Origin of the sequence: Vibrio sp. 10N.286.55.E10 (assembly GCF_002872555.1) — a bacterium.
In the GTDB taxonomy this organism is placed as follows: Bacteria; Pseudomonadota; Gammaproteobacteria; order Enterobacterales; family Vibrionaceae; genus Vibrio; species Vibrio crassostreae.
Map to the genome: position 1 here is coordinate 311,325 of NZ_MCSD01000003.1, position 23,917 is coordinate 335,241.

At 44.6% G+C, this 23,917-nt stretch carries 22 protein-coding genes; 14 read left to right on the plus strand and 8 right to left on the minus strand.

What is annotated here, in order from left to right; translation table 11 throughout:
• Positions 1-19 precede the first annotated feature (19 nt).
• Positions 20-1,042: a phage shock protein operon transcriptional activator gene (gene pspF / locus BCV39_RS03270; protein ID WP_102433192.1), complete on the minus strand. Its 1,023-nt coding sequence runs from the start codon at positions 1,040-1,042 to the stop codon at positions 20-22.
• A 270-nt stretch (positions 1,043-1,312) separates the two neighbouring features.
• Between pspF and pspA the strand changes: the two genes are divergently transcribed.
• From pspA to BCV39_RS03315, 9 genes are all read left to right on the plus strand, one after another.
• On the plus strand, positions 1,313-1,984 hold the full coding sequence (gene pspA / locus BCV39_RS03275) for a phage shock protein PspA (RefSeq protein WP_102433191.1): 672 nt from the start codon (positions 1,313-1,315) through the stop codon (positions 1,982-1,984).
• Between the two features lie 14 nt (positions 1,985-1,998).
• Positions 1,999-2,232 carry an envelope stress response membrane protein PspB gene (gene pspB / locus BCV39_RS03280; protein WP_004734605.1) on the plus strand — a complete coding sequence of 78 codons (234 nt, stop codon included), beginning with the start codon at positions 1,999-2,001 and terminating at the stop codon, positions 2,230-2,232.
• Positions 2,225-2,611, plus strand: coding sequence for an envelope stress response membrane protein PspC (pspC, locus tag BCV39_RS03285; protein ID WP_102433190.1), 387 nt, complete (start codon positions 2,225-2,227; stop codon positions 2,609-2,611). The genes pspB and pspC overlap by 8 nt, the downstream gene beginning before the upstream one ends.
• 157 nt (positions 2,612-2,768) lie before the next feature.
• Positions 2,769-3,803 carry an efflux RND transporter periplasmic adaptor subunit gene (locus tag BCV39_RS03290; RefSeq protein ID WP_055320147.1) on the plus strand — a complete coding sequence of 345 codons (1,035 nt, stop codon included), beginning with the start codon at positions 2,769-2,771 and terminating at the stop codon, positions 3,801-3,803.
• A 1-nt stretch (position 3,804) separates the two neighbouring features.
• Entirely contained in the window at positions 3,805-4,890 is a 1,086-nt protein-coding gene (locus BCV39_RS03295; protein WP_102431597.1) for an efflux RND transporter periplasmic adaptor subunit, read from the plus strand.
• Positions 4,883-7,993, plus strand: coding sequence for an efflux RND transporter permease subunit (locus BCV39_RS03300; protein WP_102431598.1), 3,111 nt, complete (start codon positions 4,883-4,885; stop codon positions 7,991-7,993). Before BCV39_RS03295 ends, BCV39_RS03300 begins: the two co-directional genes overlap by 8 nt.
• A 76-nt stretch (positions 7,994-8,069) precedes the next feature.
• A complete protein-coding gene (locus tag BCV39_RS03305) occupies positions 8,070-8,636 on the plus strand; it encodes a DNA-3-methyladenine glycosylase I (RefSeq protein ID WP_102431599.1) in 567 nt (188 codons plus the stop codon).
• Positions 8,637-8,745: 109 nt separating this feature from the next.
• Positions 8,746-9,603: a winged helix-turn-helix domain-containing protein gene (locus BCV39_RS03310; RefSeq protein ID WP_102431600.1), complete on the plus strand. Its 858-nt coding sequence runs from the start codon at positions 8,746-8,748 to the stop codon at positions 9,601-9,603.
• Positions 9,594-10,064 carry a hypothetical protein gene (locus BCV39_RS03315; RefSeq protein ID WP_055320152.1) on the plus strand — a complete coding sequence of 157 codons (471 nt, stop codon included), beginning with the start codon at positions 9,594-9,596 and terminating at the stop codon, positions 10,062-10,064. Before BCV39_RS03310 ends, BCV39_RS03315 begins: the two co-directional genes overlap by 10 nt.
• Positions 10,065-10,175: 111 nt before the next feature.
• On the opposite strand, the gene BCV39_RS03320 is transcribed toward BCV39_RS03315, so the two are convergent.
• Both BCV39_RS03320 and cls read right to left on the minus strand, forming a co-directional pair.
• The gene (locus tag BCV39_RS03320) at positions 10,176-11,360 is read right to left on the minus strand and encodes a cystathionine beta-lyase (RefSeq protein WP_102431601.1); all 1,185 of its coding nucleotides are present in this window, start codon (positions 11,358-11,360) and stop codon (positions 10,176-10,178) included.
• A gap of 181 nt (positions 11,361-11,541) precedes the next feature.
• Positions 11,542-12,996, minus strand: coding sequence for a cardiolipin synthase (gene cls, locus BCV39_RS03325; RefSeq protein WP_048658340.1), 1,455 nt, complete (start codon positions 12,994-12,996; stop codon positions 11,542-11,544).
• Between the two features lie 366 nt (positions 12,997-13,362).
• On the opposite strand from cls, the gene BCV39_RS03330 reads away from it, so the two are divergent.
• The 4 genes from BCV39_RS03330 to BCV39_RS03345 all read left to right on the plus strand — a co-directional run bounded on the left by BCV39_RS03330 (position 13,363) and on the right by BCV39_RS03345 (position 18,469).
• The gene (locus tag BCV39_RS03330; protein ID WP_102431602.1) at positions 13,363-14,796 is read left to right on the plus strand and encodes a sodium-dependent transporter; all 1,434 of its coding nucleotides are present in this window, start codon (positions 13,363-13,365) and stop codon (positions 14,794-14,796) included.
• Positions 14,797-15,005: 209 nt separating this feature from the next.
• Positions 15,006-16,622, plus strand: coding sequence for a methyl-accepting chemotaxis protein (locus tag BCV39_RS03335; RefSeq protein ID WP_102431603.1), 1,617 nt, complete (start codon positions 15,006-15,008; stop codon positions 16,620-16,622).
• 186 nt (positions 16,623-16,808) lie between these two features.
• A complete protein-coding gene (locus BCV39_RS03340) occupies positions 16,809-17,507 on the plus strand; it encodes a TIGR01621 family pseudouridine synthase (protein ID WP_102431604.1) in 699 nt (232 codons plus the stop codon).
• Positions 17,508-17,515: 8 nt separating this feature from the next.
• On the plus strand, positions 17,516-18,469 hold the full coding sequence (locus tag BCV39_RS03345) for a class I SAM-dependent methyltransferase (RefSeq protein WP_102431605.1): 954 nt from the start codon (positions 17,516-17,518) through the stop codon (positions 18,467-18,469).
• A 78-nt stretch (positions 18,470-18,547) separates the two neighbouring features.
• Here the strand turns inward: BCV39_RS03345 and BCV39_RS03350 are convergent, their stop codons facing one another.
• From BCV39_RS03350 to BCV39_RS03370, 5 genes are all read right to left on the minus strand, one after another.
• Positions 18,548-19,168, minus strand: coding sequence for a CDP-alcohol phosphatidyltransferase family protein (locus BCV39_RS03350; RefSeq protein WP_102431606.1), 621 nt, complete (start codon positions 19,166-19,168; stop codon positions 18,548-18,550).
• Complete coding sequence (locus BCV39_RS03355; protein WP_102431607.1) at positions 19,158-19,808, minus strand: ATP-binding cassette domain-containing protein; 651 nt, start codon at positions 19,806-19,808, stop codon at positions 19,158-19,160. Before BCV39_RS03355 ends, BCV39_RS03350 begins: the two co-directional genes overlap by 11 nt.
• Complete coding sequence (locus BCV39_RS03360) at positions 19,774-21,474, minus strand: thiamine ABC transporter permease (protein WP_102431608.1); 1,701 nt, start codon at positions 21,472-21,474, stop codon at positions 19,774-19,776. Before BCV39_RS03360 ends, BCV39_RS03355 begins: the two co-directional genes overlap by 35 nt.
• Positions 21,475-21,479: 5 nt before the next feature.
• Entirely contained in the window at positions 21,480-22,646 is a 1,167-nt protein-coding gene (locus BCV39_RS03365) for an ABC transporter substrate-binding protein (RefSeq protein ID WP_102431609.1), read from the minus strand.
• Between the two features lie 357 nt (positions 22,647-23,003).
• Positions 23,004-23,450 (minus strand): META domain-containing protein, encoded by a 447-nt coding sequence (locus BCV39_RS03370; RefSeq protein ID WP_102431610.1) that lies wholly within the window; start codon positions 23,448-23,450, stop codon positions 23,004-23,006.
• A 191-nt stretch (positions 23,451-23,641) separates the two neighbouring features.
• Here BCV39_RS03370 and BCV39_RS03375 point away from each other — a divergent pair, with 191 nt between their 5' ends.
• Positions 23,642-23,902 (plus strand): DUF1289 domain-containing protein, encoded by a 261-nt coding sequence (locus BCV39_RS03375; RefSeq protein WP_102431611.1) that lies wholly within the window; start codon positions 23,642-23,644, stop codon positions 23,900-23,902.
• Positions 23,903-23,917: the final 15 nt, after the last annotated feature.

The following is a 23,917-nucleotide window of genomic DNA, read 5'->3' on the forward strand; positions in this document are numbered from 1 at the left end:
AATAATCTAGTGTGGGCAGCTATTTATCGTTAGCTTGTCCGACAATCGCGTACTTCCTCACCATTCCTCGTAATTGGTTGTAGGTTAACCCAAGTAATTCAGCGGCTTGCTTCTGGTTGTACTTGCTTTGTTTTAAGGCTTGATTGAGTAGCTTGATGTCTTGCTGTTCCTGCCATGCTTTGTAATCCAACGGCAAAGAAAAAGCGCTATCAGATGAAGTATGGCTGTTGGACTGAGCATTGCCAGTTTCTGGCGTCGAATCTTGTTCTGTTTTCCATGCTGGTTTGAATGGGTTAAACACCAAAGATTCAATAGGATATGGATTCTTACCATGCTGATAGATTGCCCGCTCAATGACGTTTTTTAGCTCTCGTACATTCCCTGGCCAAGAGTACTCCAATAGCGATTCAACGGCTGATGGAGCAAAGCCGACAAACAACTCCAATTCCAATTCACGACACATCTTAATTGCGTAGTATTCTGCCAATAACGTGATGTCTTCTTTACGTTCACGAAGCGGCGGGATAGTAATCACATCAAACGCCAATCTATCGAGTAAATCGGCCCTGAATTCGCCTTTCAAAGCCATCTCAGGCAAGTCGGCATTGGTTGCACACACCAGTCTTACATTGGCACTCAAAGCCTTTTGGCCGCCAACACGTTCATATTGTCCGTATTCGATAACACGTAACAACTTTTCTTGAACTGCAAGCGGGGTTGTTGCCAGCTCATCAAGAAACAGAGTGCCGCCCTCCGCCCTTTCAAAGCGGCCTTGATGACGGCCTTTTGAGCCCGTGAAAGAACCGGATTCATGACCAAACAACTCAGAATCAATCAAACCTTCGCTGAGGGTTGAACAGTTCAGCGAGATCAAAGGTTGATCCCAACGTCTTGAAAGGTAATGCAGCCTTTGTGCGATCAATTCTTTACCCGTACCACGCTCGCCAATGATCAGAATGGGTCTTTCGATTGGAGCCAGTTGAGAAACTTTATCCAAAACAGAGAGAAAGCTAGGGGATTCACCAATGAGGTTCTGCTGCATAGCGGGTCCTTGTATTAGCTGAGCGCTGATGGAAGTCATTTAGGCTGTAGTGGTGAAAAATACCAATACTTGGTTAAATTCATCATAGCATGGTTCGGATTAATCGCCATTACATTGTAAGCTACTGATAATTAATGCCTTAAAAGTTGGCATGCTACTTGGATTACTTATGGTAGGTTTAATAACAAACGTAAATTTGCGAGCAAGTGAGTAAAGGGTCGAACAACGATTTAGAACGCATTTGCCATCATTGTAATTAAGGAGTTCCTCATGGGTATTTTTTCTCGCTTTGCAGACATTGTAAATTCAAACATCAGTGCACTATTAGATAAGGCTGAAGATCCTGAAAAGATGATTCGCCTGATTATCCAAGAAATGGAAGACACGCTGGTAGAAGTTCGCACTAACTCGGCAAAAGCTATCGCAGACAAGAAAGAGCTAGCGCGTAAAGTTGAAGCTATCGAAACTCAGATTCTAGATTGGCAAAATAAAGCGACACTAGCACTGACTAAACAACGCGAAGATCTGGCGAGAGCAGCGCTGATTGAAAAGCAAAAACTTGAAGACATCATCAAGAGCCTTCATACAGAACAAACATTGGTTCATGAAACCATCGAGAAGCTAACCAGTGAGATTGGCAAGCTAGAAACTAAAATTGCAGAAACTCGTGCAAAGCAACAAGCATTGATGATTCGCAATAATACTGCGAGCAATCGTCGTGATGTTCAAAAACATCTGCATTCAAGCAAAACCAACGAAGCAATGGCGAAGTTTGAGCAATTCTCGCGTAAAGTGGATGAATTAGAAGCTGAGGCAGACGTTTACGCAAAAACAGGCAACGCAAAATCTTTAGATCAAGAGTTTGCAGAGCTACAAGCTCAAGACGAAATTGAAAAAGAGCTAGCGAAACTGAAGCAACAAGTTGAAAACCGCGATAAATAATTTAGGAGTTTTCTATGTCAACATTTCTAATTGCAGGCCCACTGATTGTCTTCTTGATCTTCGTGGCTCCGCTATGGTTATTCTTACATTACCGCAGCAAGAAGAAATCCAGTAACGGTCTTTCAGAAACGGATCTTCAGCGTCTGCACAAGCTTTCAGCGCAAGCGGAATCTATGCAAGATCGTGTGAAGACACTAGAAAAAATACTGGATGCGGAGTCGCCTAACTGGAGACGCAACTATGAATAGAGAACTGTATCGAGACACGATTAACGGCAAATTGTCTGGTGTGTGTGCGGGCTTAGCGAACTACTTTGGCCTTGAAGTTTGGCTGGTTCGCATCTTAGTTATCTCTGCAGCACTGCTTGGGGGGAGTTTTCTGGTCTTGTTAGCGTATTTAGCTTTGACATTTATGCTTGAAAAACAACCACCTCAGTATGTCGATCAGATGAAAGCTAAGCAAGAGCACACGCTGAAGCAGAAGCCTTGGGAAAAAGGGCAGACTGCAGAGTCTTTGCTGGGCACTTTAGAGGGGGATTTCCAGAAGTTAGAGACCAGTGTCCGCAACATGGAAGCTTATGTCACCTCCGACACTTTCAAAGTTGATCGCGCATTTAAGAACATCTAGTGTTAAAACCTCAAAAAATTAGATAACGGTTTAGGAAAATTTATCCCAAGCCGTTATTTTTTTTAATAATTTTGTCTAAATAAATCTTACGATAACTGGCAAGTTACATGTGATTAATCTATGTTATAAAAATATTTATAGATATGGATGAACACCAATGTATAGAGCCTCCGTTGTCCTATTGACGGCCTTAGCTGGGTTGTCTGGATGTGGTAAGGAGCTTCCTCCCGTGCCTGAACCTGAATCTAGACCCGCCAAACTTTTCACTGTCTCCGTCGGTAGCAACGCTTTTGAACGAACTTTTCCTGCCACTACCGAAGCGGGTGACAAAGCGGTATTAGCTTTCCGTGTACCTGGATTACTTCAAACTATCGATGTCACAGCGGGACAAAGCGTGCAAAAAGGTGACCCTTTAGCAATGCTCGACCCTGATGAATATCAATTGTTGGAGAAACAAGCCAGAGCGAATTTCAAGTTGTCTGACGTTCAATATCAACGTGCAATAAAATTGCGTAAAGACCGAGTCGTTTCTGAGCAAGATTTTGACCAAGCAAAAGCGAACCATAACTCTGCAAGAGCAGAGCTCAATCAAGCGAAAGCTAATTTACGCTACACCACTCTTGTTGCTCCATACGATGGCACCATCTCCATTATCCCAGCTGAAAACCATGAATACATAGCGGCGAAGCAAGGAGTCATGAATATTCAAACCAATCAAATCCTCAAAGTCGTATTTTTATTGCCTGATCGCCTAATTACACGTTATTCATCCGGGTTTGAAACTGATTCGACTATGGTATTTGATGCGTTTCCTGACAACGCTTATGAACTGATTTTTCAAGAGGTTGATACCGAAGCGGATCCTAAAACTGGTTCTTATAAAGTTACCATGGTAATGGAGAGACCTACTGACATTGGCATCCTACCTGGTATGTCGGGAACCGTAAATTTGGTTTCTGCCAAAGCAGCTGCGACGAAAATTCCAACCTCAGCAATGATGACCGATGGCGACGATGTTTCAGTTTGGCGCGTAAACAGTGACGGTATTGTTGAGAATGTGGCAATTGTGATTGATGAAAAGCGTCACATTGTCTCTGGGCTTAATGATGGAGACCGCATCGTAACCTCTGGTGTTAATGGTCTTGAACCCGGCGTTAAAGTCCGAGAGTGGATCAAGGAAAGGGGGCTATAACATGAGTGCATTTAAATTAGCGACAGGTTTGTCATGTTTAGTTCTGCTAACCGCTTGCGGAGAAAAGCCACAAATAGAAGTCGACAATACACCCCTAGTCAAAGCGATTGAAATTTCAGTCTTGGATTTCAATGACAAGCTGTACTTTCCAGCAGTGGCGAATGCCGCAGAGAAAGCGCATCTCAGTTTTCGTGTCGCGGGTGAGATCTTTAAGCTTGATGTCAAAGAAGGCCAGCGAGTTAAAGCGGGGGAATTGATTGCCGAGCTCGACCCTACAGACTACCAATTAGATGTTGATAACGCTCAGGCGAGATATACGGTAATCAATAGCCAATATAGACGCTCTAGTCCGTTGGTCAAAAAAGGGCTGTTGGCTAAATCTCAGTTTGATGAAATTGCAGCTCAACGCCAAATAGCGTATGCCGAGTTAGAGCTAGCTAAGTTACGCTTATCCTTTACTAAGCTTCTTGCACCTGTTGATGGGATTATCTCCCGAGTCAGTGTTGATCAATACGAAAATATTCAAGTCGGTCAGCAAGTTGTCAATATTCACAGCGTCGAAGATGTTGAAGTCATTATCCAGTTACCAGACCGCATATATGTAAATCAACCGAATGATGCGGTACTAAAGACTATCGAAGCTCTGGTGAGAGTTCCGAGTGGTAATGAGTATCCAGCGAGCATAAAAGAGTATACGACAGAGCCAGACCCAAGCACTGGTACCTTTACGGTTACCTTGGCATTGCCGATGCCCGAAGATGATTTGATTCTTGATGGTATGGCTGTCGATGTTACCTCTCATGGGCGAGATATTGGTTTAGAACTGAAAGCCGGTGTTTTGGTTCCAATTGAGGCGGTGTTCAATGCGGATGGCGATGAACTGAGCCGAACGAACTCATTTGTTTGGGTTTTGAATGATGACAATACCGTTTCGAAGCAGCAAGTCGTGTTAGGAAAAGCAAACCAGAAAACTTTGCAGATCATGAAAGGATTAGAAATGGGGCAGCATGTCGTTGTTGCAGGCGTATCGCGATTGCGAGATGGGATGACAGTGGAAGTATTGCCTCAGGAGACGAATAATGAGTGAAGTAAATAACAAGCCTCAAAATGACGATCAACAGGGTGATGATCAGATCACAGGTGTTGCTTCTTACTTTATACGTAACAAAGTCATTAGCTGGATGCTATCTCTGATCTTTCTTATTGGTGGTGTTTCTGCATTCTTTGGTTTGGGTCGTCTAGAAGATCCTGCCTTTACCATCAAAGATGCAATGGTAGTGACCTCTTACCCTGGGGCTACCCCTCAGCAAGTGGAAGAGGAAGTGACCTATCCGCTAGAGAAAGCGATTCAACAGCTTACTTATGTGGACGAAGTGAACTCTATCTCAAGCCGTGGCCTGTCTCAGGTAACGGTAACGATGAAGAATAACTACGGCCCGGACGATCTTCCGCAAATTTGGGATGAACTTCGCCGAAAAGTGAATGATCTTAAGGTTGAACTGCCACCCGGCGTCAACGATCCTCAAGTCATCGATGATTTCGGTGACGTTTACGGGATTTTGTTGGCGGTGACGGGGGATGGCTACAGTTATAAAGAGTTACTCGATTATATTGACTACCTAAGGCGAGAATTAGAGCTGGTCGACGGGGTCAGTAAAGTCTCGGTATCCGGCCAGCAGCAAGAGCAAGTGTTCATTGAGATATCGATGAAACGGATAAGCTCATTAGGTCTGTCTCCAAGCACAGTATTTAACCTTTTATCGACTCAAAATATTGTTTCCAGTGCAGGTGCGGTGAGAATTGGTGACGAATACATTCGTATCCACCCTACGGGCGAGTTCCAGAATGTAGAGCAACTGGGTGATTTGATTCTGACAGAAGGTGGCGCTCAAGGGCTTATCTACCTGAAAGATGTGGCAGAGGTAACTCGTGGTTATGTTGAAGTACCTACTAACATCATTGGCTACAATGGCAAGCTTGCGCTCAACCTTGGGGTATCCTTTGCGCAAGGTGTAAACGTTGTGGCGGTGGGTGAAGCCTTTGACCGAAGACTCGCCGAGCTGAAATATCAGCAGCCCATCGGTATCGATATCTCTGAGGTTTATAACCAACCCAAAGAGGTAGATAAGTCAGTAAGTGGATTTGTGGTGAGTTTGGGGCAGGCGGTTGCGATTGTAATCGTGGTTCTGCTGTTCTTCATGGGGCTACGCTCTGGTCTGTTGATCGGTTTGATATTGTTGTTGACCGTTTTCGGTACCTTTATTTTCATGCAGTACTTCAAGATTGACCTTCAACGTATCTCATTAGGCGCGTTGGTTATCGCTCTGGGGATGCTGGTGGATAATGCCATTGTGGTGGTGGAAGGGATATTGATCGGCACGCAGAAGGGGCGAACCCGGATGCAGGCCGCCACCGATATCGTGACCCAAACCAAATGGCCGCTGTTGGGGGCAACGGTGATTGCGGTGACTGCGTTTGCTCCTATCGGTTTATCCGAGGACTCAACAGGTGAGTACTGTGGCACCTTGTTCACAGTGCTACTGATTTCTTTGATGCTGAGTTGGTTTACTGCCATCTCGCTCACGCCGTTCTTTGCTGACATGTTCTTTAAAGGTCAAAAGGTCGACTCAGAGAACGAAGGTAAAGACCCATACAACGGGATGGTTTTTGTGATCTACAAAAACTTCCTTGAGTTCTGTATGAAGCGTGCTTGGTTAACCATGTTTGTTCTGATTATTGGTTTGGGCGCAAGCGTTTACGGCTTTGGTTTTGTAAAACAAGCCTTCTTCCCATCCTCGACAACACCGATGTTCCAAGTTGACGTCTGGATGCCGGAAGGTACTGATATTCGAGCGACCAATACCAAGCTTAAAGTGCTTGAGAGTTGGTTGGCTGATCAGGACGAAGTTGAGCACATCACGACGACTGCGGGTAAAGGCCTGCAACGTTTCATGCTGACTTACGCACCAGAGAAAAGTTATAGCGCGTATGGCGAAATAACGGTCCGTGTGAAGAGCTACGAAGTGCTTGAAGGGCTGATGAAACGCTTTCGTGAGCACGTAAATGGTCAGTTCCCTGAGATCGACTATAAGCTCAAGCAGATTGAATTAGGCCCTGGTGGTGGTGCGAAGATTGAAGCGCGAATTGTTGGTTCTGATCCAACAGTATTACGTTCAATTGCCGCTCAAGTGATGGATATCATGCGATCTGATTCTGGAGCATTTAATATTCGTCATGATTGGCGTGATAGAACTAAGGTGTTAGAGCCTCAGTTCAACGAAAGTCAAGCGCGTCGTTATGGCATCACCAAGTCTGATGTCGATGACTTCCTCGCGATGTCTTTCTCTGGTAAGTCGATTGGTGTGTACCGTGATGGTACAACGCTGATGCCTATTGTGGCTCGTTTACCTGAAGATGAGCGTGTTGATATTCGTAACATTGAAGGTATGAAGATCTGGAGCCCGGCATTAAGTGAGTACATCCCGCTGCAACAAGTAACACTTGGTTATGAGTTAGAGTGGGAAGACCCACTGATCATCCGTAAGAACCGTAAGCGTATGCTGACGGTAATGGCGGACCCTGATCTATTGGGTGAAGAGACAGCATCAACTCTACAGAAACGCTTACAACCACAAATTGAAGCGATTGAGATGCCTCCGGGTTACTCATTGGAATGGGGTGGTGAATATGAGTCGTCAGCAGATGCACAGGCGTCACTGTTCACAACCATGCCTCTTGGTTACTTGTTCATGTTCTTAATTACCGTGTTCTTGTTTAACTCGGTGAAAGAGCCTCTGATTGTTTGGTTAACGGTTCCATTGGCGTTGATAGGGGTGACGACAGGCTTGCTAGCCTTGAATACACCATTCGGCTTTATGGCGCTGTTGGGCTTCCTGAGTCTATCTGGGATGCTTCTGAAGAACGGTATCGTACTGCTTGATCAAATTGAGATTGAGATGAAGTCAGGTAAAGATCCATATGTAGCGGTTGTTGATGCGGCACTGAGTCGTGTTCGTCCGGTATGTATGGCAGCGATCACCACGATTCTAGGTATGATCCCTCTACTACCGGATATCTTCTTCAAACCAATGGCAGTAACCATCATGTTTGGTTTAGGCTTTGCGACTGTACTCACGCTAATCGTAGTACCTGTGCTGTATCGTTTATTCCATAAAATTGAAGTGGCTTAATGTCAACTAACCTTTGAAATAATGCCCCTAAATGGGGCATTATTTTTATATATCGATTGATAGAAGAGAATAAAAAATGGAAGTAAATACATCGGATAGAACTTGCGCATGGGCGCTTAAACACGAGCTTGAAAGGGAGTACCACGATGCAGAGTGGGGCGTGCCTGTTTATGATGACCAAGTTCTGTTTGAGTTCATTACCTTGGAAGGCGCTCAGGCGGGTCTAAGTTGGATTACGATCCTCAAAAAGCGTGAAGGCTATCGTGCCGCATTCGATAATTACGAGTTAAACAAGTTAGCTGAGTTGAATGAAGACAACGTGCCGCACATCATTGAAAACTTCGATGTCGTTAAACACAAGGGCAAGATTGCTTCGGTATACAACAATGCGCGAGTTACGCTTGAATTACAGAAAGAGTTCGGCTCTCTTTCAAATGCTTTATGGCAGTTTGTTGATAATGAGGTGATTGTGAATCAATGGACCGAGATGTCTCAAGTTCCCGCTTCTACCGAGCAATCTAAAGCGATGAGTAAGTTTTTGAAGAAGAGAGGCTTTAAGTTTGTAGGGGAAACAATCTGTTACGCGTTCATGCAAGCGACAGGCATGGTTAATGACCATATCGTAGGTTGTCCGCACAAATAAAGGTGTTATTTATCGTCGAAAAATAATTGCGTTAATATAGGAAAATTCACTGGTCATTTATAAACTATTCAATATCATATGCGACCAAATTCAAACCTAGAAGACGATAGTGAAACAACAAAGCTACCAAATCTGTGATGTTAGTTATGATCCCTTGCTTCGGCAGTTTGTGCGTGACGATGGCCACGTAGAAACTATCGCGCCGATAGAAGGTAAGGTGTTTCTGTTCTTACTTGAAAATGCTGGTGAGTGTGTTGAACGAGGCCTAATATTTGATAGGTGCTGGGGCAATGTGATTGTCTCAGAGCAAGCGCTCACTAACGTGATATCTAAGATTAGAAAAACGCTATCGCGAGTGACTTGTGGCTGTGCAACGATTCGTACGGTCAGTAAAACGGGTTATTCACTTGTAATCGATGAATCGATAAAACCTAGTAAAACTGAAACTGTGCCTTCTCAAATGACTGCGAAGGCATCTAAATTAAACTCTTCACCTGTCGATCAAGAAGTGTTGGCTGCAACTGAATTAGAACCCTCAGATTCAAAGAGTAATGCGCACTTAACTAAAGCGGGCTACTTAGTCGCATTGATTTGTGTCGTCGTAACGGCGTTCAATCTTTTCAAAACCTATTATACGCCACTGCCTTATTTTATTGATAAAGCCGAGTACCGCGGCAGTTACACAGACAATACTAATCACTACTTTTTCCATGTTGCGCACAATGAATCCTATTCGTTGCCTGCGATCACTAAAAAGCTAACGGATGTGATACCTAGCCACTGCAATGTTGATGTTTTTGTCCGTATCTACCCATCAGTAGACCAGCCCGAAGATGATACGCTATACATGTTGATTCAAAGGAAGAGTGGTGAGGCTTTGAACTATAGCGCTTCTATTTTCAATGTAGAGTCGTCTTTTGATTCGTTTACTCAGTACATGGAAAAGAGGAGTAACTTTTGCGACTAATTGGCTTACTCATTCTATTGGCAATTGCTACAGCAAGCTTTTTTCTGGAACAGAACGCATTGGCTGGCACTCGCTGGCACTGTAAAACGCTAAAAACGGATTTTTTATCTCAGGCATTCCAACCGTATCAATCGCTTTATGAGCGAATGAGCATTACTTTTCAGTCTGACCAAACTTTTAGTATGAGAGAGTTTGTGACGATAACTGAGAAAGACGGTAACGAAGCTACAATGGAAAATCTTTATTCTGGTTACTATGGCCTTGATGGGGATAGTTTGTCGATGAGTATTATTGATGTGAGAACTGCAACGCCTTTTCATGATCCTATTATTAACAATGATTACAGTGAGTATAAAGGGGTGACGATTGACTACGCTATTGCAGTGAAGGATCAGTCTTTGTATATGTTCAATGAACATCGAACTGAAATATTCAATTGGGCGTGTTTTAACGTTCGTTAACGGCTTATAAAGCACTTTGTGGCAGTATTGGAATTACAGGCTACTGATACGCTGAATTGAAAAAGGCAGGAATATCCTGCCTTTTTGGTCTGAGTCTGTTAACGATTTTAATTAAATGAGCGCGTTGTAACGCTCTAATCCTGCCTCTAGGTCTGCAATCAGATCATCGACGTCTTCTAAGCCGATATGAACACGAATCAAAGTCCCTTCGAAGTTCGGATTCGCTACTGTTCTTAGGCTGTTAAAGCTGCTTGGTTCATTCGCTAGAATCAAGCTTTCGAAACCACCCCATGAGTAACCCATACTAAAGTGCGTCATACCATCAAGTAGCGCTGTGGTCGCTTTGGTATTTGAGTTCTTCAGCACGAAAGAGAACAAGCCATTCCCGCCAGTAAAATCTCGTTTAAAGAACTCATGACCAGGACAAGATTCAAGCGCAGGGTGACGAACGTGGTCAACCTCAGGGCGAGTCTCTAACCATTTTGCCACTTTCAAGCTGCTTTCTGCGTGTTGGCGTAGACGAACATCAAGAGTACGAATACCACGAAGGCCGAGGTAAGCGTCATCTGGCGAAACACATTGCCCCATCAGGTAGCTCTGTTCTCTTAACTGCTCCCAACATTTTTCATTGGCTACCGCAGTCCCTAGCATCACATCAGAGTGACCAACGATGTATTTGGTTGCTGCTTGAATCGAGATATCAACACCGAAATCAAACGGTGAGAAGTTAACACCAGCAGCCCAAGTGTTGTCTAACATAACAATGATGTCATGTTCATGAGCAATACGTGCGAGCGTTGGAATGTCTTGAACTTCCATGGTGACAGAACCCGGAGATTCGGTAAACAGCACCTTAGTGTTTGGCTTAATAAGGTCTTGGATGCCTTCACCAATTGTTGGTTCGTAGTAAGTTGTTTCTACACCCATCTTCTTCATGATGGTGTCACAGAAATCACGAGTCGGTTCGTAGCAGGTGTCGACCATCAGAATATGGTCGCCCGTTTCTACAAAAGAGAGAATGGCGTTAGAGATTGCTGCCGTACCACAAGGGTAGAGTGCACAGCCTGCGCCGCCTTCCACTTCCACCATGGCATCTTGGAAGGCGAAATGAGTGTTGGTTCCACGACGTCCGTAAAAAAGTGTTTTGTTAGCGCGGTTAATTGTAGCTTTACGCTTCTCTTCTACTGAGTTGAATACGACAGTTGAAGCGCGCTGTACTGGTGGGTTAACGACACCATTGGTCCACTTCTTATCACGACCTGCAGTGATCAGTTTAGTGGTTTTGTTCTCGGACATGCTGTGAATTCCTTATCAATCGGTTATCTTCTATTTAAAACATGCCAATAGCCTTCAAAGCAAGAGGGGGGCAGGAGTTTTTACGCTTTTCTTTCGCTTTTTAACCTTTTACTTATTCAATGGTGAAAGGTTAAAAACTTACGGGAGGAAGTGATGAGCCGCAATCGACTCATCATATGTATTACAGAAGAGGGTTGAACAAATAGAACAACCTTTCAAAGAAGCGATTTCGCAAGTTTCTCTGTTCCCACTGTTCTAGTACTACTGGGTGAGATGATTCTATATAAGACTGTTGCAGTTCAGAGAGCTGCTGAGTGAAGTGCACGTCATCTACGGCTAGCGTCACTTCGAAGTTGAGCCATAGGCTACGCATGTCGATATTCACCGTTCCGATCAAACAAAATTCTTCATCGATCACTACCGATTTGGTGTGAAGAAGCCCACCGTAAAACTCGTAAATCTTAACGCCGGCTTCAAGTAACTCGGTATAGAAAGCGCGCGAAGCCCACTTAACCATTAATGAGTCGTTGTTGTGTGGGATGACCAGTTCTACATTGACACCGCGTTGCGCTGTCATTTTGAGTGTTTCTAATAAATCGGCACTCGGTACAAAGTAGGGTGTTGTGATACGAACAGAATGGTTTGCCTGATTAATCGCAATGGTTAGAACTTGCAGGATCAAATACTCCGGCATGCCTGGACCAGATGGCACGACTTGCACAGGGTGATGCGTCATTACCTCTTCAATCGGACATTCAGGTAAATCAGGAAGGATGCGCTCGCCCGTTTCCACTTCCCAATCCCAACCATGAATTGCCGACAGTACATTAACGGTTGGCCCCGTTACGCGTACCATTACATCAATCCACTGGCCAACACCTGAATTTTGCTTGAAGTGAGCGGGGTCAACCATGTTCATTGAGCCAGTGTAGGCGATGGTTTCATCAATCACGATGATTTTACGGTGTTGTCTTAGATCTAGACGACGTAAGAAAATACGCCAAGGGCTTACTTCCAGTGCTTGTACAACTTGCACACCGGCGTCTTTCATCATTAAGCGCCAGTGACTTTTAAAAAAGCGCGGGCTACCTGCAGAATCAAGCAAAACTTTAACATCCACACCACGTTTCGCAGCTCGAATGAGAGCGGAAGCAACCGAATCAGTTAATCCTCCAGGGTGCCAAATATAGAAAACCATCTTAATACTGGTTTGGGCATTTTCTATATCTTCGATAATTGCGTGTAAGATCTCATTGGGAGAAGCTTGCAGTGAAAGTGTGTTTCCGCTGAGTGCAGGAATGCCCATCCGATTGTTACAAAGTTCATCAATCTTGTGGATAGGGGAGCCGACCTTTCCTGGAAGGTGGAGCTGGCAATCATCTAGTTTTCGGAACCAATCACCAAATGGAGTAAACATGCGATGTGCGCGTTCAGCCCTCTTCCTACCTAGGTTTAGCTCTCCGAAAAGGAAGTAACAAGCGACACCTACAATTGGGATAATGTAGATAACCATCAACCACGCGAGAGAAACGCTGACAGAGCGTCGTTTTAGTACGACACGGAAAGTCACACCGGCTACAAGTACCCAGTATAAAGCGACAGAAGCTAAAGTTAAAAAATGGTAGAGCTTTTCCACATTGAATACTCGAAAAAAGAGACACTTAGATAGTAATGCTATTTTACGGATATGGGAATTTAAGGAATCAACTATTTACAAATTAGAGCTAAAGCTGTAAACAGGTTATAGTTGTTAAGTTTTGGTTAACTTAAGACGAAAACGATTGTTTTGTATGAAAAGGCGGCATTTAACCATAAAAATTTACATTGGTAACGAAATATATACGGTTCGGGCTTCCAATTTTATTCTTAAACTGGTTTACTTGCTATATACGAGCGTCAATCAAATCTTTTAGGTGTGTAAATTTTTTTATACGCCTTATCTTTTAAAGACGCCACTCAAAGCAAAACACAACATCACATAACACAAAAGTTTGGAGTACACGTGGCTACTAGTAATACAACCACAACACCCCGCGATACCTGGGGTTCGAAGTTAGGATTCGTAATGGCTGCAGCAGGTTCTGCTGTTGGTCTAGGTAACATCTGGAAATTCCCATACACAGCAGGCGAAAGTGGCGGCGGTGCATTCGTTGCAATTTACCTGTTTTTTGTAATCTTCATCGGTTTCAGTGTGATGCTGACTGAATTTGCGATTGGCCGTCATACGCAGAGATCAGCAGTAGGTGCATTTAAATCAACTGACCGTCGCTGGACGTTCGCTGGTGTTATCGGTGTAGTAAGTGGTCTGCTAATCATGGGTTTCTACCCTGTAGTAGGTGGCTGGTCTATCGCATACATCGGTAAAATTGCTGGTGGTCTACTAGACGCACCTGAAGCAATCGGTGACAGCTTTGGTGGCTTTATCTCAAACCCAGTTCAGCCACTTATGTGGATGGGCTTATACCTACTGCTTAACGTTGTCATCGTTATGAAGGGTATTTCTGGCGGTATTGAGAAAGCGGGTAAGATCTTGATGCCACTTCTTTTCATTATCCTTATCGTGGTATCAATCAAAGGCATCATGCTTCCGGGCGCGATGGCTGGTCTTGAATTCCTATTCAGCCCTGACTTCTCTAAAGTAGACAGCGGTGTAATCCTAGCTGCACTAGGTCAAGCATTCTTCTCACTATCTCTTGGTATGGGTTGTATGTTGACTTACGGTTCTTACCTGAAGAAGAAAGAGAACCTAGTTCAAACTACCGCTATGGTTACGGCAATGGATACAGGTGTTGCTATCCTAGCTGGTGTTGCAATGTTCCCAGCAATGTTCGCATTCGGTATGGAGCCTGCAGCGGGTCCTGGTCTGGTATTCGTTGTTGTTCCTCAGCTATTCGCTGAAATGGGCGGCGTAGTGGGTCTTCTATTTGCTCTTATGTTCTTCGTTGGTCTGAGTGTTGCGGCACTGACATCTTCAGTATCTCTACTTGAAGTTGTGGTTTCGTACCTAATCGATGAGAAAGGCATGAAGCGTGTAACAGCTGTACTGTCTGCGAGTGTCGTAATGGCGATTCTATGTATCTTCGCTTCTCTATCACTTGGTGGCTTCGGTCCAACATTGTTCGGTACTGGTGCGTTCGATATCTTCGACTTACTAACTGATAAGATCTTCCTAGCAGTTGGCGGTATGTTGGTATGTATCTTCGCTGGTTGGAGACTAAACCGTGCTGACCTAGAGAAAGAGATCACTAACGACGGTGAAGTATCTTTCCCACTATTCGGTCTATGGTACACACTAGTTAAGTACATCATCCCAGTAGCTATCGCTATCGTTGCGTTCATGGGTATCTCTTCTGGCTTCGACAGCGGTAAAGGTGCAATCATGCTACTAGGTATTGGTATCATTGCTGGCTCTGCGCTTATCTCTAAGAAGCTATAGTTTTTAGAAACCAAAGTTCTTAGAAGCTAGAATCGCAAGTTAAAGTAAGTTAAGAAACGGGAGCCCATGGCTCCCGTTTTTTTATGTGAGTATCTTAATTCTCTTCGAAAAATAAAAAACATTCATTCACTAAAGTTATCCGTGTGCTAGCCGATATAATAAATGTTAAGGGCTGTTTTGGCCGATAATTTTATTTAGGTAGGTGTTGTGTGAAATTGTCAGTGAGAAAGAAACTGTATGCCGGTTTTGGCTCTATATTGGCGGTGCTTGTCACGTTAGTCGGTATTGTATGGATAGAAGTTATTGGGGCCCATAAAAGCGCTGATGAGATTAGAATGGATGATGTACCGGGTACCGTTACCTACCTTGTATTGATAGATGAAGCGGGCGATGTTTATCGGGACGCTTTGGGCGCGATTATTCAGGTTGATAACGCGTTGAACGATTATCGAACCAATAAGAACGAGTTTGCTCAAGCTATTGAGCAGGCGAAGCGTTTGGAGAGCAGAGGATCGGAAGATCATCGACGTATTCAGCGAATTGAAGACTTGATGGGGCGTTTCACTCAAGAGTTTGAAGCGAAGCTTGTGCCTAAGATCAATGATGAATCCGAGCTACTAGCAAACATCCAGCAGCTTCGATCTTTGTATGAGAGCAACTTGATCCCAATTGAAAACTTGCTTGACCAAGCGTCAGCAAGTGAGCGTGCTGATACAGAGCAATCACTGCTTGTATTAACCGAGTCGTTTACCATGATTGAACGTACCATCATGGTGTTGTCTGCCATTGCGATTGTATTTGGTTGTGTGATTGCATTTGTATTGTCTAGCTCTATCACTAACCGCCTAACTCGTGTTGAACAAGTTGCGCGCCGTGTAGCAAATGGCGATCTTACCGCTGGAGATATTGTTGATGATTCAGGCGATGAATTGGCGGATCTTGCTAAGTCGATCAACCAGATGCAGAAATCTTTGGTCGACCTCTTGGGTTCAATTTCTTCTGTGACCAACCAGGTCCAATCTGTGACAGGTGAACTATCTTCTATCAGCCAAGACATCGTGACGGGTGCTTCTGCTCAAGCTGACAAAGCAAACCTGATAGCAACGGCTGCAGAAGAGCTAAGCTTGACCATTTCGGAAGTGGCACAGCAGGGCACCTCTACTTATGAAGAAGCTCGACGTTCTGAGTCTTCAGCAGAAGATGGTCGTAACGTGATTGTAGAGATGGTAGCAAGCATTCAACAAGTTTCTGCTCAAATGAGTGACATGTCGGTACAGATGAACACGCTGGGTTCGCATGGTGAACAAATTGGCAGTGTGATCAAAGTGATCGAAGACATTGCAGAGCAGACGAATTTATTGGCTTTGAACGCGGCGATTGAAGCGGCGCGAGCTGGTGAGTTTGGCCGAGGTTTTGCCGTGGTAGCTGACGAAGTAAGAGCGTTGGCTGAAAGAACCACCAAAGCAACGCAAGAAGTGTCTGGCATCATCCAATCGATTCAGTCTGGTACTCAAGAAGCCGTAACTTACACTCAAGACAACTGTCGTTTAGTTGAAATTGGTGTAGAGCAAAGCACAGGGGCGGTATCGGCTCTAGAAGCAATTGTTAGCGGTGCGGGCAATGTACAAAGCATGGTTAACTCAATTGCGACTGCGGCAGAAGAACAGACAGCGGTGACCAAAGAGATTGCTGCAGATATTACCGCGATCAGTGATATCTCAGAGCAATCCTTGCAACTGGCGACTCGCAGTTCTGAAAACACTTCAGGTTTGAATGCTAAGGTTGCTGAACTAGAATCATTAGTCGGTAAGTTCAAACTTGCTTAGTGCTTAGTGCTTAGTGCTTAGTGCTTAGTTCGTATTCGATAGAGGCTAAAAGCCTATTACCGAAAGCGAACAAATAAAAATAAGCCCAATGATTCAATGTTTATTGAGTTAGTTGGGCTTTTTCGTAGCTGGAATCTGGGTTCAGACACGGTATACTCCACGCTCTACAATGGAGCTAGCTTTTACATGTTCGACATTCTTCTGAACCATTCAGATTTTTTACTCATTAATAAGCACCCTGGAGTCAGCGTCCACAAAGACGATGGTGACACCATGCTGCTACAAGAAGTCGCTAATGCGCTTAATGAGCCGAAGTTATATCTCGTTCACCGCCTCGATAAAATGACCTCAGGTATTCTACTGTTAGCAAAGAGTGCCTCGGCAGCGAGTGAGCTTTCACATCTGTTCGCAAAGCGTGAAGTCGAGAAGTACTACCTTGCGATTGGTTCGAAGAAGCCAAAGAAAAAGCAGGGGTTGATCTCAGGTGATATGGAGCGTTCACGACGTTCAAGCTGGAAACTACTGACAAGTAAAGAAAACCCAGCGATTACCCAGTTTTTGTCTGCAACCGCTGAACCCGGTGAGCGTCTACTTTTGTGTAAACCCTATACGGGGCGCACACACCAGATCCGTGTTGCGATGAAGTCGATCGGCTCAGCCATTGTTGGTGACCCTATTTATAATCCATCGAGTGAGGCTGACAGAGGATATCTGCATGCATTCGCGATTCGATTTACCTATCAATCACAAGCCTACGAATATGTCTGTGACCCAAGGAACCTAGATTCCTTAGGTGAGAAGTGGCATCAAGAGACTGTGTCTGCTGGTTTAGACAGTTGGCTTGAACCTTGGTCATTAACTTGGCCGAAGCTAAATACTAAGTGAGTGAAATAATGGAAGCATCAGCTTTACCTCTGTTTTTTAGTCATATTGAACAGCAACTTAATGAAGTGCCGAATGAACTACGCCGTATTTTTCACGGTCGCGGTAAGTTTTGGCCAGGTCTAGATCAACTGACATGTGATTGGGTTGATGGGCAGTTATTGGTTAACATATTCAAAGAGGTGGATGACGAATTCTTATCATCTCTTAAAGCTGGATTGGTTGATCTGACTAATAAAGACATCTGGCAAGCAAAGCAGGGCACAAGTATTGTTCTGCAACACCGTTATGCCGATGGCGCGCCTTCAGAGGTTTTATGGGGCGAACTCAATGACTCACCCGTTGTGGTTGAGCACGGTCTTAAATATCAACTCGACATTGGCCGTAATCAGAACTTCGGTTTGTTCCTAGACATGCGTAATGGTCGTCAGTGGGTGCAAGATAATGCCAAGGATAAGAATGTTCTTAACCTGTTCGCATATACTTGTGGCTTCTCTGTCGCGGCTATCGCTGGTGGTGCTCGTCAATGCATGAACGTGGATATGTCTCGCGGCTCGTTGAATAAAGGTCGTGATAACCACCGTCTTAATGAGCACGACATGCGATCGGTTAACTTCCTTGGCTACGATATTTTTAAGTCGTGGGGAAAAATCAAGAAAGGCGGCCCATACGAGCTAGTGATCATCGATCCGCCGTCATTCCAAAAAGGCAGCTTTGCACTTACTAAAGATTACAAAAAGATCTTACGTCGTTTGCCTGAGCTTTTAACAGACGGTGGAGAAGTGATTGCTTGTGTGAATTCACCTGCTGTATCACCAAACTTCCTGATTGAGACGATGGTAGAAGAAGCACCAAGCGTTGAGTTTATTGAACGCCTAGACAACCCGCCTGAGTTTGTCGATGTCGACCTTGATTCGAGCCTCAAGGTTTTGAGGTTTAAGATAGGCGCTTCTGCTGACGCTTAATTGATTCTAAACACCAGTTAGAAAAAACGCCGCTCATATTGAGCGGCGTTTTTGTATCTTGTTTTTGTCGTTAGAGCACTAGCTCTCTTGCTGAGTCTTAAGAGTTTGGAACCCAAAATAGATACGCATAAATGTAGTCAGCCAACACGCTGCGCCAAAGGTATAGGCGATAACAGCAAAGTGTTGTGGCCAAATACAAAAGGCAATGAAACAGGCGATGGTCTCTGTGCCTTCAGTTAATCCAGACATGTAGTAGAGCGACTTATGCTTATAAACGGGGTTCTCGATACCTCGCTTGCCCGCCATTACCGCAAACGCCAAAAAGCTACTGCCTGTGCCGATAAAAGAGAAGATCAAAAATGCACCGGCAATGGCGTTGTGTTCTGGATTGGCAATCACAAATCCAAAAGGGATCAACGAGTAGAATAGGAAATCTAGGCTGATGTCGAGGAAACCACCCGCATCACTGATGCCTTGGATTCGAGCCAAGGCCCCATCAAGCCCATCACATACTCTATTAAACACAATGAAGCCTAACGCCCAATCGTATTGCTGGAACGCTAACGCTGGAAATGCTAAACACCCAACCAGAAATCCGAATAACGTGGTTTGATTGGCCGTGATACCCAATTGGTTCAGTAACTTAGCCGACTGATTCAAAGGCCATTTAATGACCTTAATGGAGTACTTATCCAGCATTGTGACTTCTCCATGGCCAAGACAGTACTTCTGCCCCTTGAGGCACATCGGCTTCGTCGTGCGTGACCATTAACGTCGGGATATTTGCTTTAGTCAATTGTTCAAACACCCAATCGCGAAATTGTGCTCTTAATTCTTGGTCTAACTTACTGAACGGTTCGTCGAGTAGGGCGAGTTTCGGCTTGGCTAGTAACATACGAGTTAAGCTTATTCTTGCGCGTTGACCACCAGATATTTGATCAGGAAAAGACTCTGCCAAGTGAGTCAGCTCTATGTCTTTTAGTGCAGCCATGGCTTGCTGTTGACGAGCGGAACCCTTAACCGAATTAGGTAATGAAAAGGCTAAGTTCTCCCATACTTTTAGGTGCGGAAACAACAAGTCATCTTGAAACAAAATACCGACTTCACGCTGATGTGAAGGCAGGTCATCTAGCTGAATATCGTTCAACACAACGCTGCCAGAATACGAAAACTCTTCACTTAAGTGACCAGCAATCGTATCCAGTAAGGTCGACTTTCCGCAGCCACTCGGCCCCATTAAAGCCAGTATTTGGCCAGATTCTAATGTTACGTTTAGCGCTGAGAACAGCGAATCCCCATCGGTTTTACGGATGGCGAGGTCGTTGAGGTACAGACTCATTACTTAGGAAACCTTTAAAAGTAAGACGGCGATATCTAAGTTGAAGTCGGCTGACCAATATCGCTAAAGAGAAAAAGAATAGAGGCAATAAGGCCTGCCAAATGGCATAGATTGCTGTCACCCTGCGGTCGAAACCACTGGTTAGGGCAACCGCTTCTGTGGTGATGGTGCTAATACGGCCCGCACCTAGCATCAATGTTGGAAGGTACTGGGCCAAACTCACACTGATCCCGACCGCCCAAGCAAAGGCAATAGCAGGAAGCAAGATTGGCAGTTTGATTGAATACCAACTCTGAAATGGCGATTTACCCAGGCTAAGCGAGGCTTTAATCAACCCATCGTTAAAGCTTTTCCATGGGCCGTCCAAAGAGAGATACACAAACGGGAAAGCAAAGAAAACATGCGCCCAAATCACCCAGAACTCATAGGCACTACTGCCAACGTAGAGGGTCGTGACTTGCATACCAAACAACACCGAGAGTTGAGGTATCAACATCGGAATGGCGATAATGAAGCCCGGAACTTGCCACTTGTATTTGATTCTGTATTCGTGAGCAACCAGCGCAAGCAACAAAGCGACTGAAGCGGCAATCAAACCAATCCATAAGCTTTGTCCGACGGTACTCATGATGCCATCCCACTCAAACTCCCAGAAACGCATGCTATATCGGCTAGGGAGTAGGTCTGGGAAACGCCAACGTTGGGCAACACTCCAAATCACCATCAATGGAATGATAAGCAGTGATAACGCAGCAAGTACAGTAAACACGGTTTTCCCAGGAAGGTTCGCGCCTGTTCTGCCTGAATATTGCCAAATTCGAAAGTATTTAAGGATCGCCCATTCAACGAAACGTGCTAAGGCGATGATTAACGACGCTAAACCAAATAGAACAATAGCTCCGGCTGCTGCTCGCGGCAGTAGGTTAAGATCTGGATCGTTAAACCATTGCCATACTAATACCGCAAAGGTTGGCGGGTTTGTCGGGCCAATGATCAAAGCAATATCGACAACCGAGACACTGTAAGCGAGTACCGCCAGCATTGGGAAGCGAAGCTTAGTAAACCATTGTGGGAAAATACATTTCCACCAAATCTGAGCACGGCTATAACCCAGAGATGCACTGACCTTAGTGATACGTTCTACATCAATTTGCTGCAGTATCGAAATGCTCATTAGCAACAAGAAAGGTACTTCTTTGAGTGCGAGCATAATGATCAAGCCGAACGCGTATGGGTCTTTCACCAAGAACGCCAATTCTGAGCTCGTAGCCGATTCGCCAAGCAAGTGATGCACGGCTCTGGCTCCAAGCCCTGTCGGGCTGAATAGGAAAGCAAAGCCGATAGCGAAAGCCACATGCGGAATAGCAAGCATTGGCGATAGCGTTAACTCTATCTTTCTCCAAAACTTGTTTCCCCAAGAGGCTTGAAGAATACAAAAGGTTAGGAAGCAGGCTATATAGCTGCTTGCAATCGCTGAACCTAGGCTCAAGCCAATAGAGTGCCAAGCTCCTTCCCATTGAAAGACTTGGCTAAAACCGTTGAGTGTTGGTTCCTCTAAACCTAGGGGCGGGATGAAACTCAGTGACGAAGCCACGACTCCCGCCACCCCAGGAATGGTTGGGATAATGCACACAGCTATAACAACAAAATATAGAGCGCGTAGCATAAAGATTAGTTACCGTATCGCTTCAGCCACTCTTTCTCGAGCGCGTTTTGCCAGCTAGGGTGTGGTTCATCAATCGATTTAAATTGTTGGGTGTTTTTAGCGCTGCCAGTGAGGTATTTGCTGCTCAGTACCGAAGGGTCGCCCCAAACATTGAGGTCACCTTTACGAGATTGCGCTTCTGGGCTCAGCAAGAAGTTAATGGTCACTTGAGCTCCTGCGGTTGCGTTGGCATTCCAAGGAATAGCAAGGAAGTGAATGTTAGATAAAGCGCCGCTTTCTAGAGCATAGGCCTTAGTGGTTTCGGCTAGGCGACCACTTGCTTGTGCTGAATAAACAGAGTTTGGATTGAACGTAATCGCGAGATCGAGCTGTCCATCATCCAAAAGTTGGATACTTTCTGATGTGCCTGCTGGGAATTGTTTGCCACCGCGCCACGCTACTTTATGGAATTTATCTAAGTAAGCCCATAGTGGTGCTGTAACTTCTTGGAAGTTGTCTTCTGAAACAGGCTTAGCGAGTTCTGGGCTGTTGTTGGTTAGTTCAATCAGTAGAGACTTAATGAAGCTCGTACCATGAAATTCTGGTGGGCGAGGGTAGCTTAATCGGTTCGGAAAAGCTTGAGCGTAGCTCAACATCTCTGAGAATGATTGTGGCGGGTTGTGTAGTGTCTCTTGGTCATGAATAAACACCAATTGTCCAACGCCCCAAGGTGCTTCAAGGCCTTCTGTTGGTTCAGAGAAGTCGACATCAATCGGCAGAGACTTATCGACATATTGCCAGTTTGGAAGCGACTCCGTGAACGGGCCAAACAACAAAGCGTTATCTTTCATCGAACGGAAGTTTTCGCCATTGATCCAAACGATATCAACACTGCCTTCGCTGTTCTTGCCTGCCGCTTTTTCAGCAAGCAGTCGAGTGGTGGTTTCCGCAATATCGGTTACTTTCACATGCTTCAACGTGACACCGTAGTTACTTTGTAACTTCTTGCCTGCCCATTGTAGGTAACGGTTGATCTCTTGGCTTCCGCCCCAAGCGTGAAAGTAGACAGTTTCTCCCGCTGCCTGCTGTTCTATTTGGTTCCAACTCTCGGTGGATGTTGCTTCATCAGCATAAATGGTTGCGCTGTATGCAACGGTTGCCATGATTCCTAACGTACTTACTATCTTGTTCATAAACTTTTCCATTTGGTAGTGAACGGGCAAGAGCATTGTGTTTTCGAACTCCCTTGGGCGTGTTGACCTTTCGTGGCTAACGAAAGATCAACACGGCATAATAGTTATTCTATCTGTTTCTCAAATAAATTCTAATTCAACAGTAAATTCAATCAATTACTAGGGGCCTTTGCCATCCTAGCAACAGACCGTTAAAGCGGTGAATTAATTGCACCTAAATGAGGTTTTTTTGATATTTATTGGAGGTTGGTACGAAAAGAAGGTGAGAAGTAGCGTTTTTAATGATTAGGTTTTGAGCAAGCAATAAAAAAGGAGCCGTGAAGGCTCCTTAAATCAATATCTGGTGTCGATGATGGGTTAGTTTACCCAGTCACGAATTGTGTACGTTAGTGTGTGTACATCGTTTTTCAGTACTAGCGTATCGTTTGTTAGCGTTACGTCGCTCCACTCGCTTAGAGTAGCTGAAACCGATTGTTCGATTTCCATCGCTGAGCCCTGACACATTTTCATTGTCATGCCCATTTGTTTGATACGGAATTGACCGTCTTTCAGCTCACCTTGACCGAAGAAGTTGTTACAACCAGCCATGCCGTTTGCAGTCATCTTTTCGCCGATCTCTAGACGAGGAGCTGCTTGGTCTTCGCTTTTCACAATGTCCTTGCCATCAATTTGCGCAAGTTCCCAATTATGGTGCTGTAGATCGGTTGGTGTTACTTGCATCGCGTTGTCACCTGTTGTTGTGCATGCTGCTAGCATCATAGGTAAAGCGGCTACTGCTAGTAATTTTTTTGAACTAAACTTCATATTATAAGGCTCCAAAGGAAAGAACGAAGTTACCGAATAAGTGTAACTTGATGGGTTCAAAGTATAGTTTACAAAACACTATATGTGTCAGTATAAGGTCATAGTTTAGTATGGATTTCATGAGCTAGGCGACAAATTAATCGCTTATTTTTGAGATAGTAAGCGTAATTTTAAATGTGTAAGGAGGCACGGTGGAGCAGTTAGAGTTTTTCCAAGTTCCAAGCCCTTGCGTTGGGGTTTGTTCAAGCGATGACAAAGGCTATTGCAATGGTTGTATGCGCAAAAGAGAAGAGCGCTTCAATTGGATGTCGATGACACCGTCAGAACAATTGCACGTCATAAAGCTGTGTCGTCAGCGCTATAGAAGAAAAATAATGAAACAAAAAAACTTGGTTGGTAAGCAGATCGACGAAGAGGGAAATACAAGTCCCCAAAGAGATCTTTTTGGCTAAAGAGGATGTATTAAT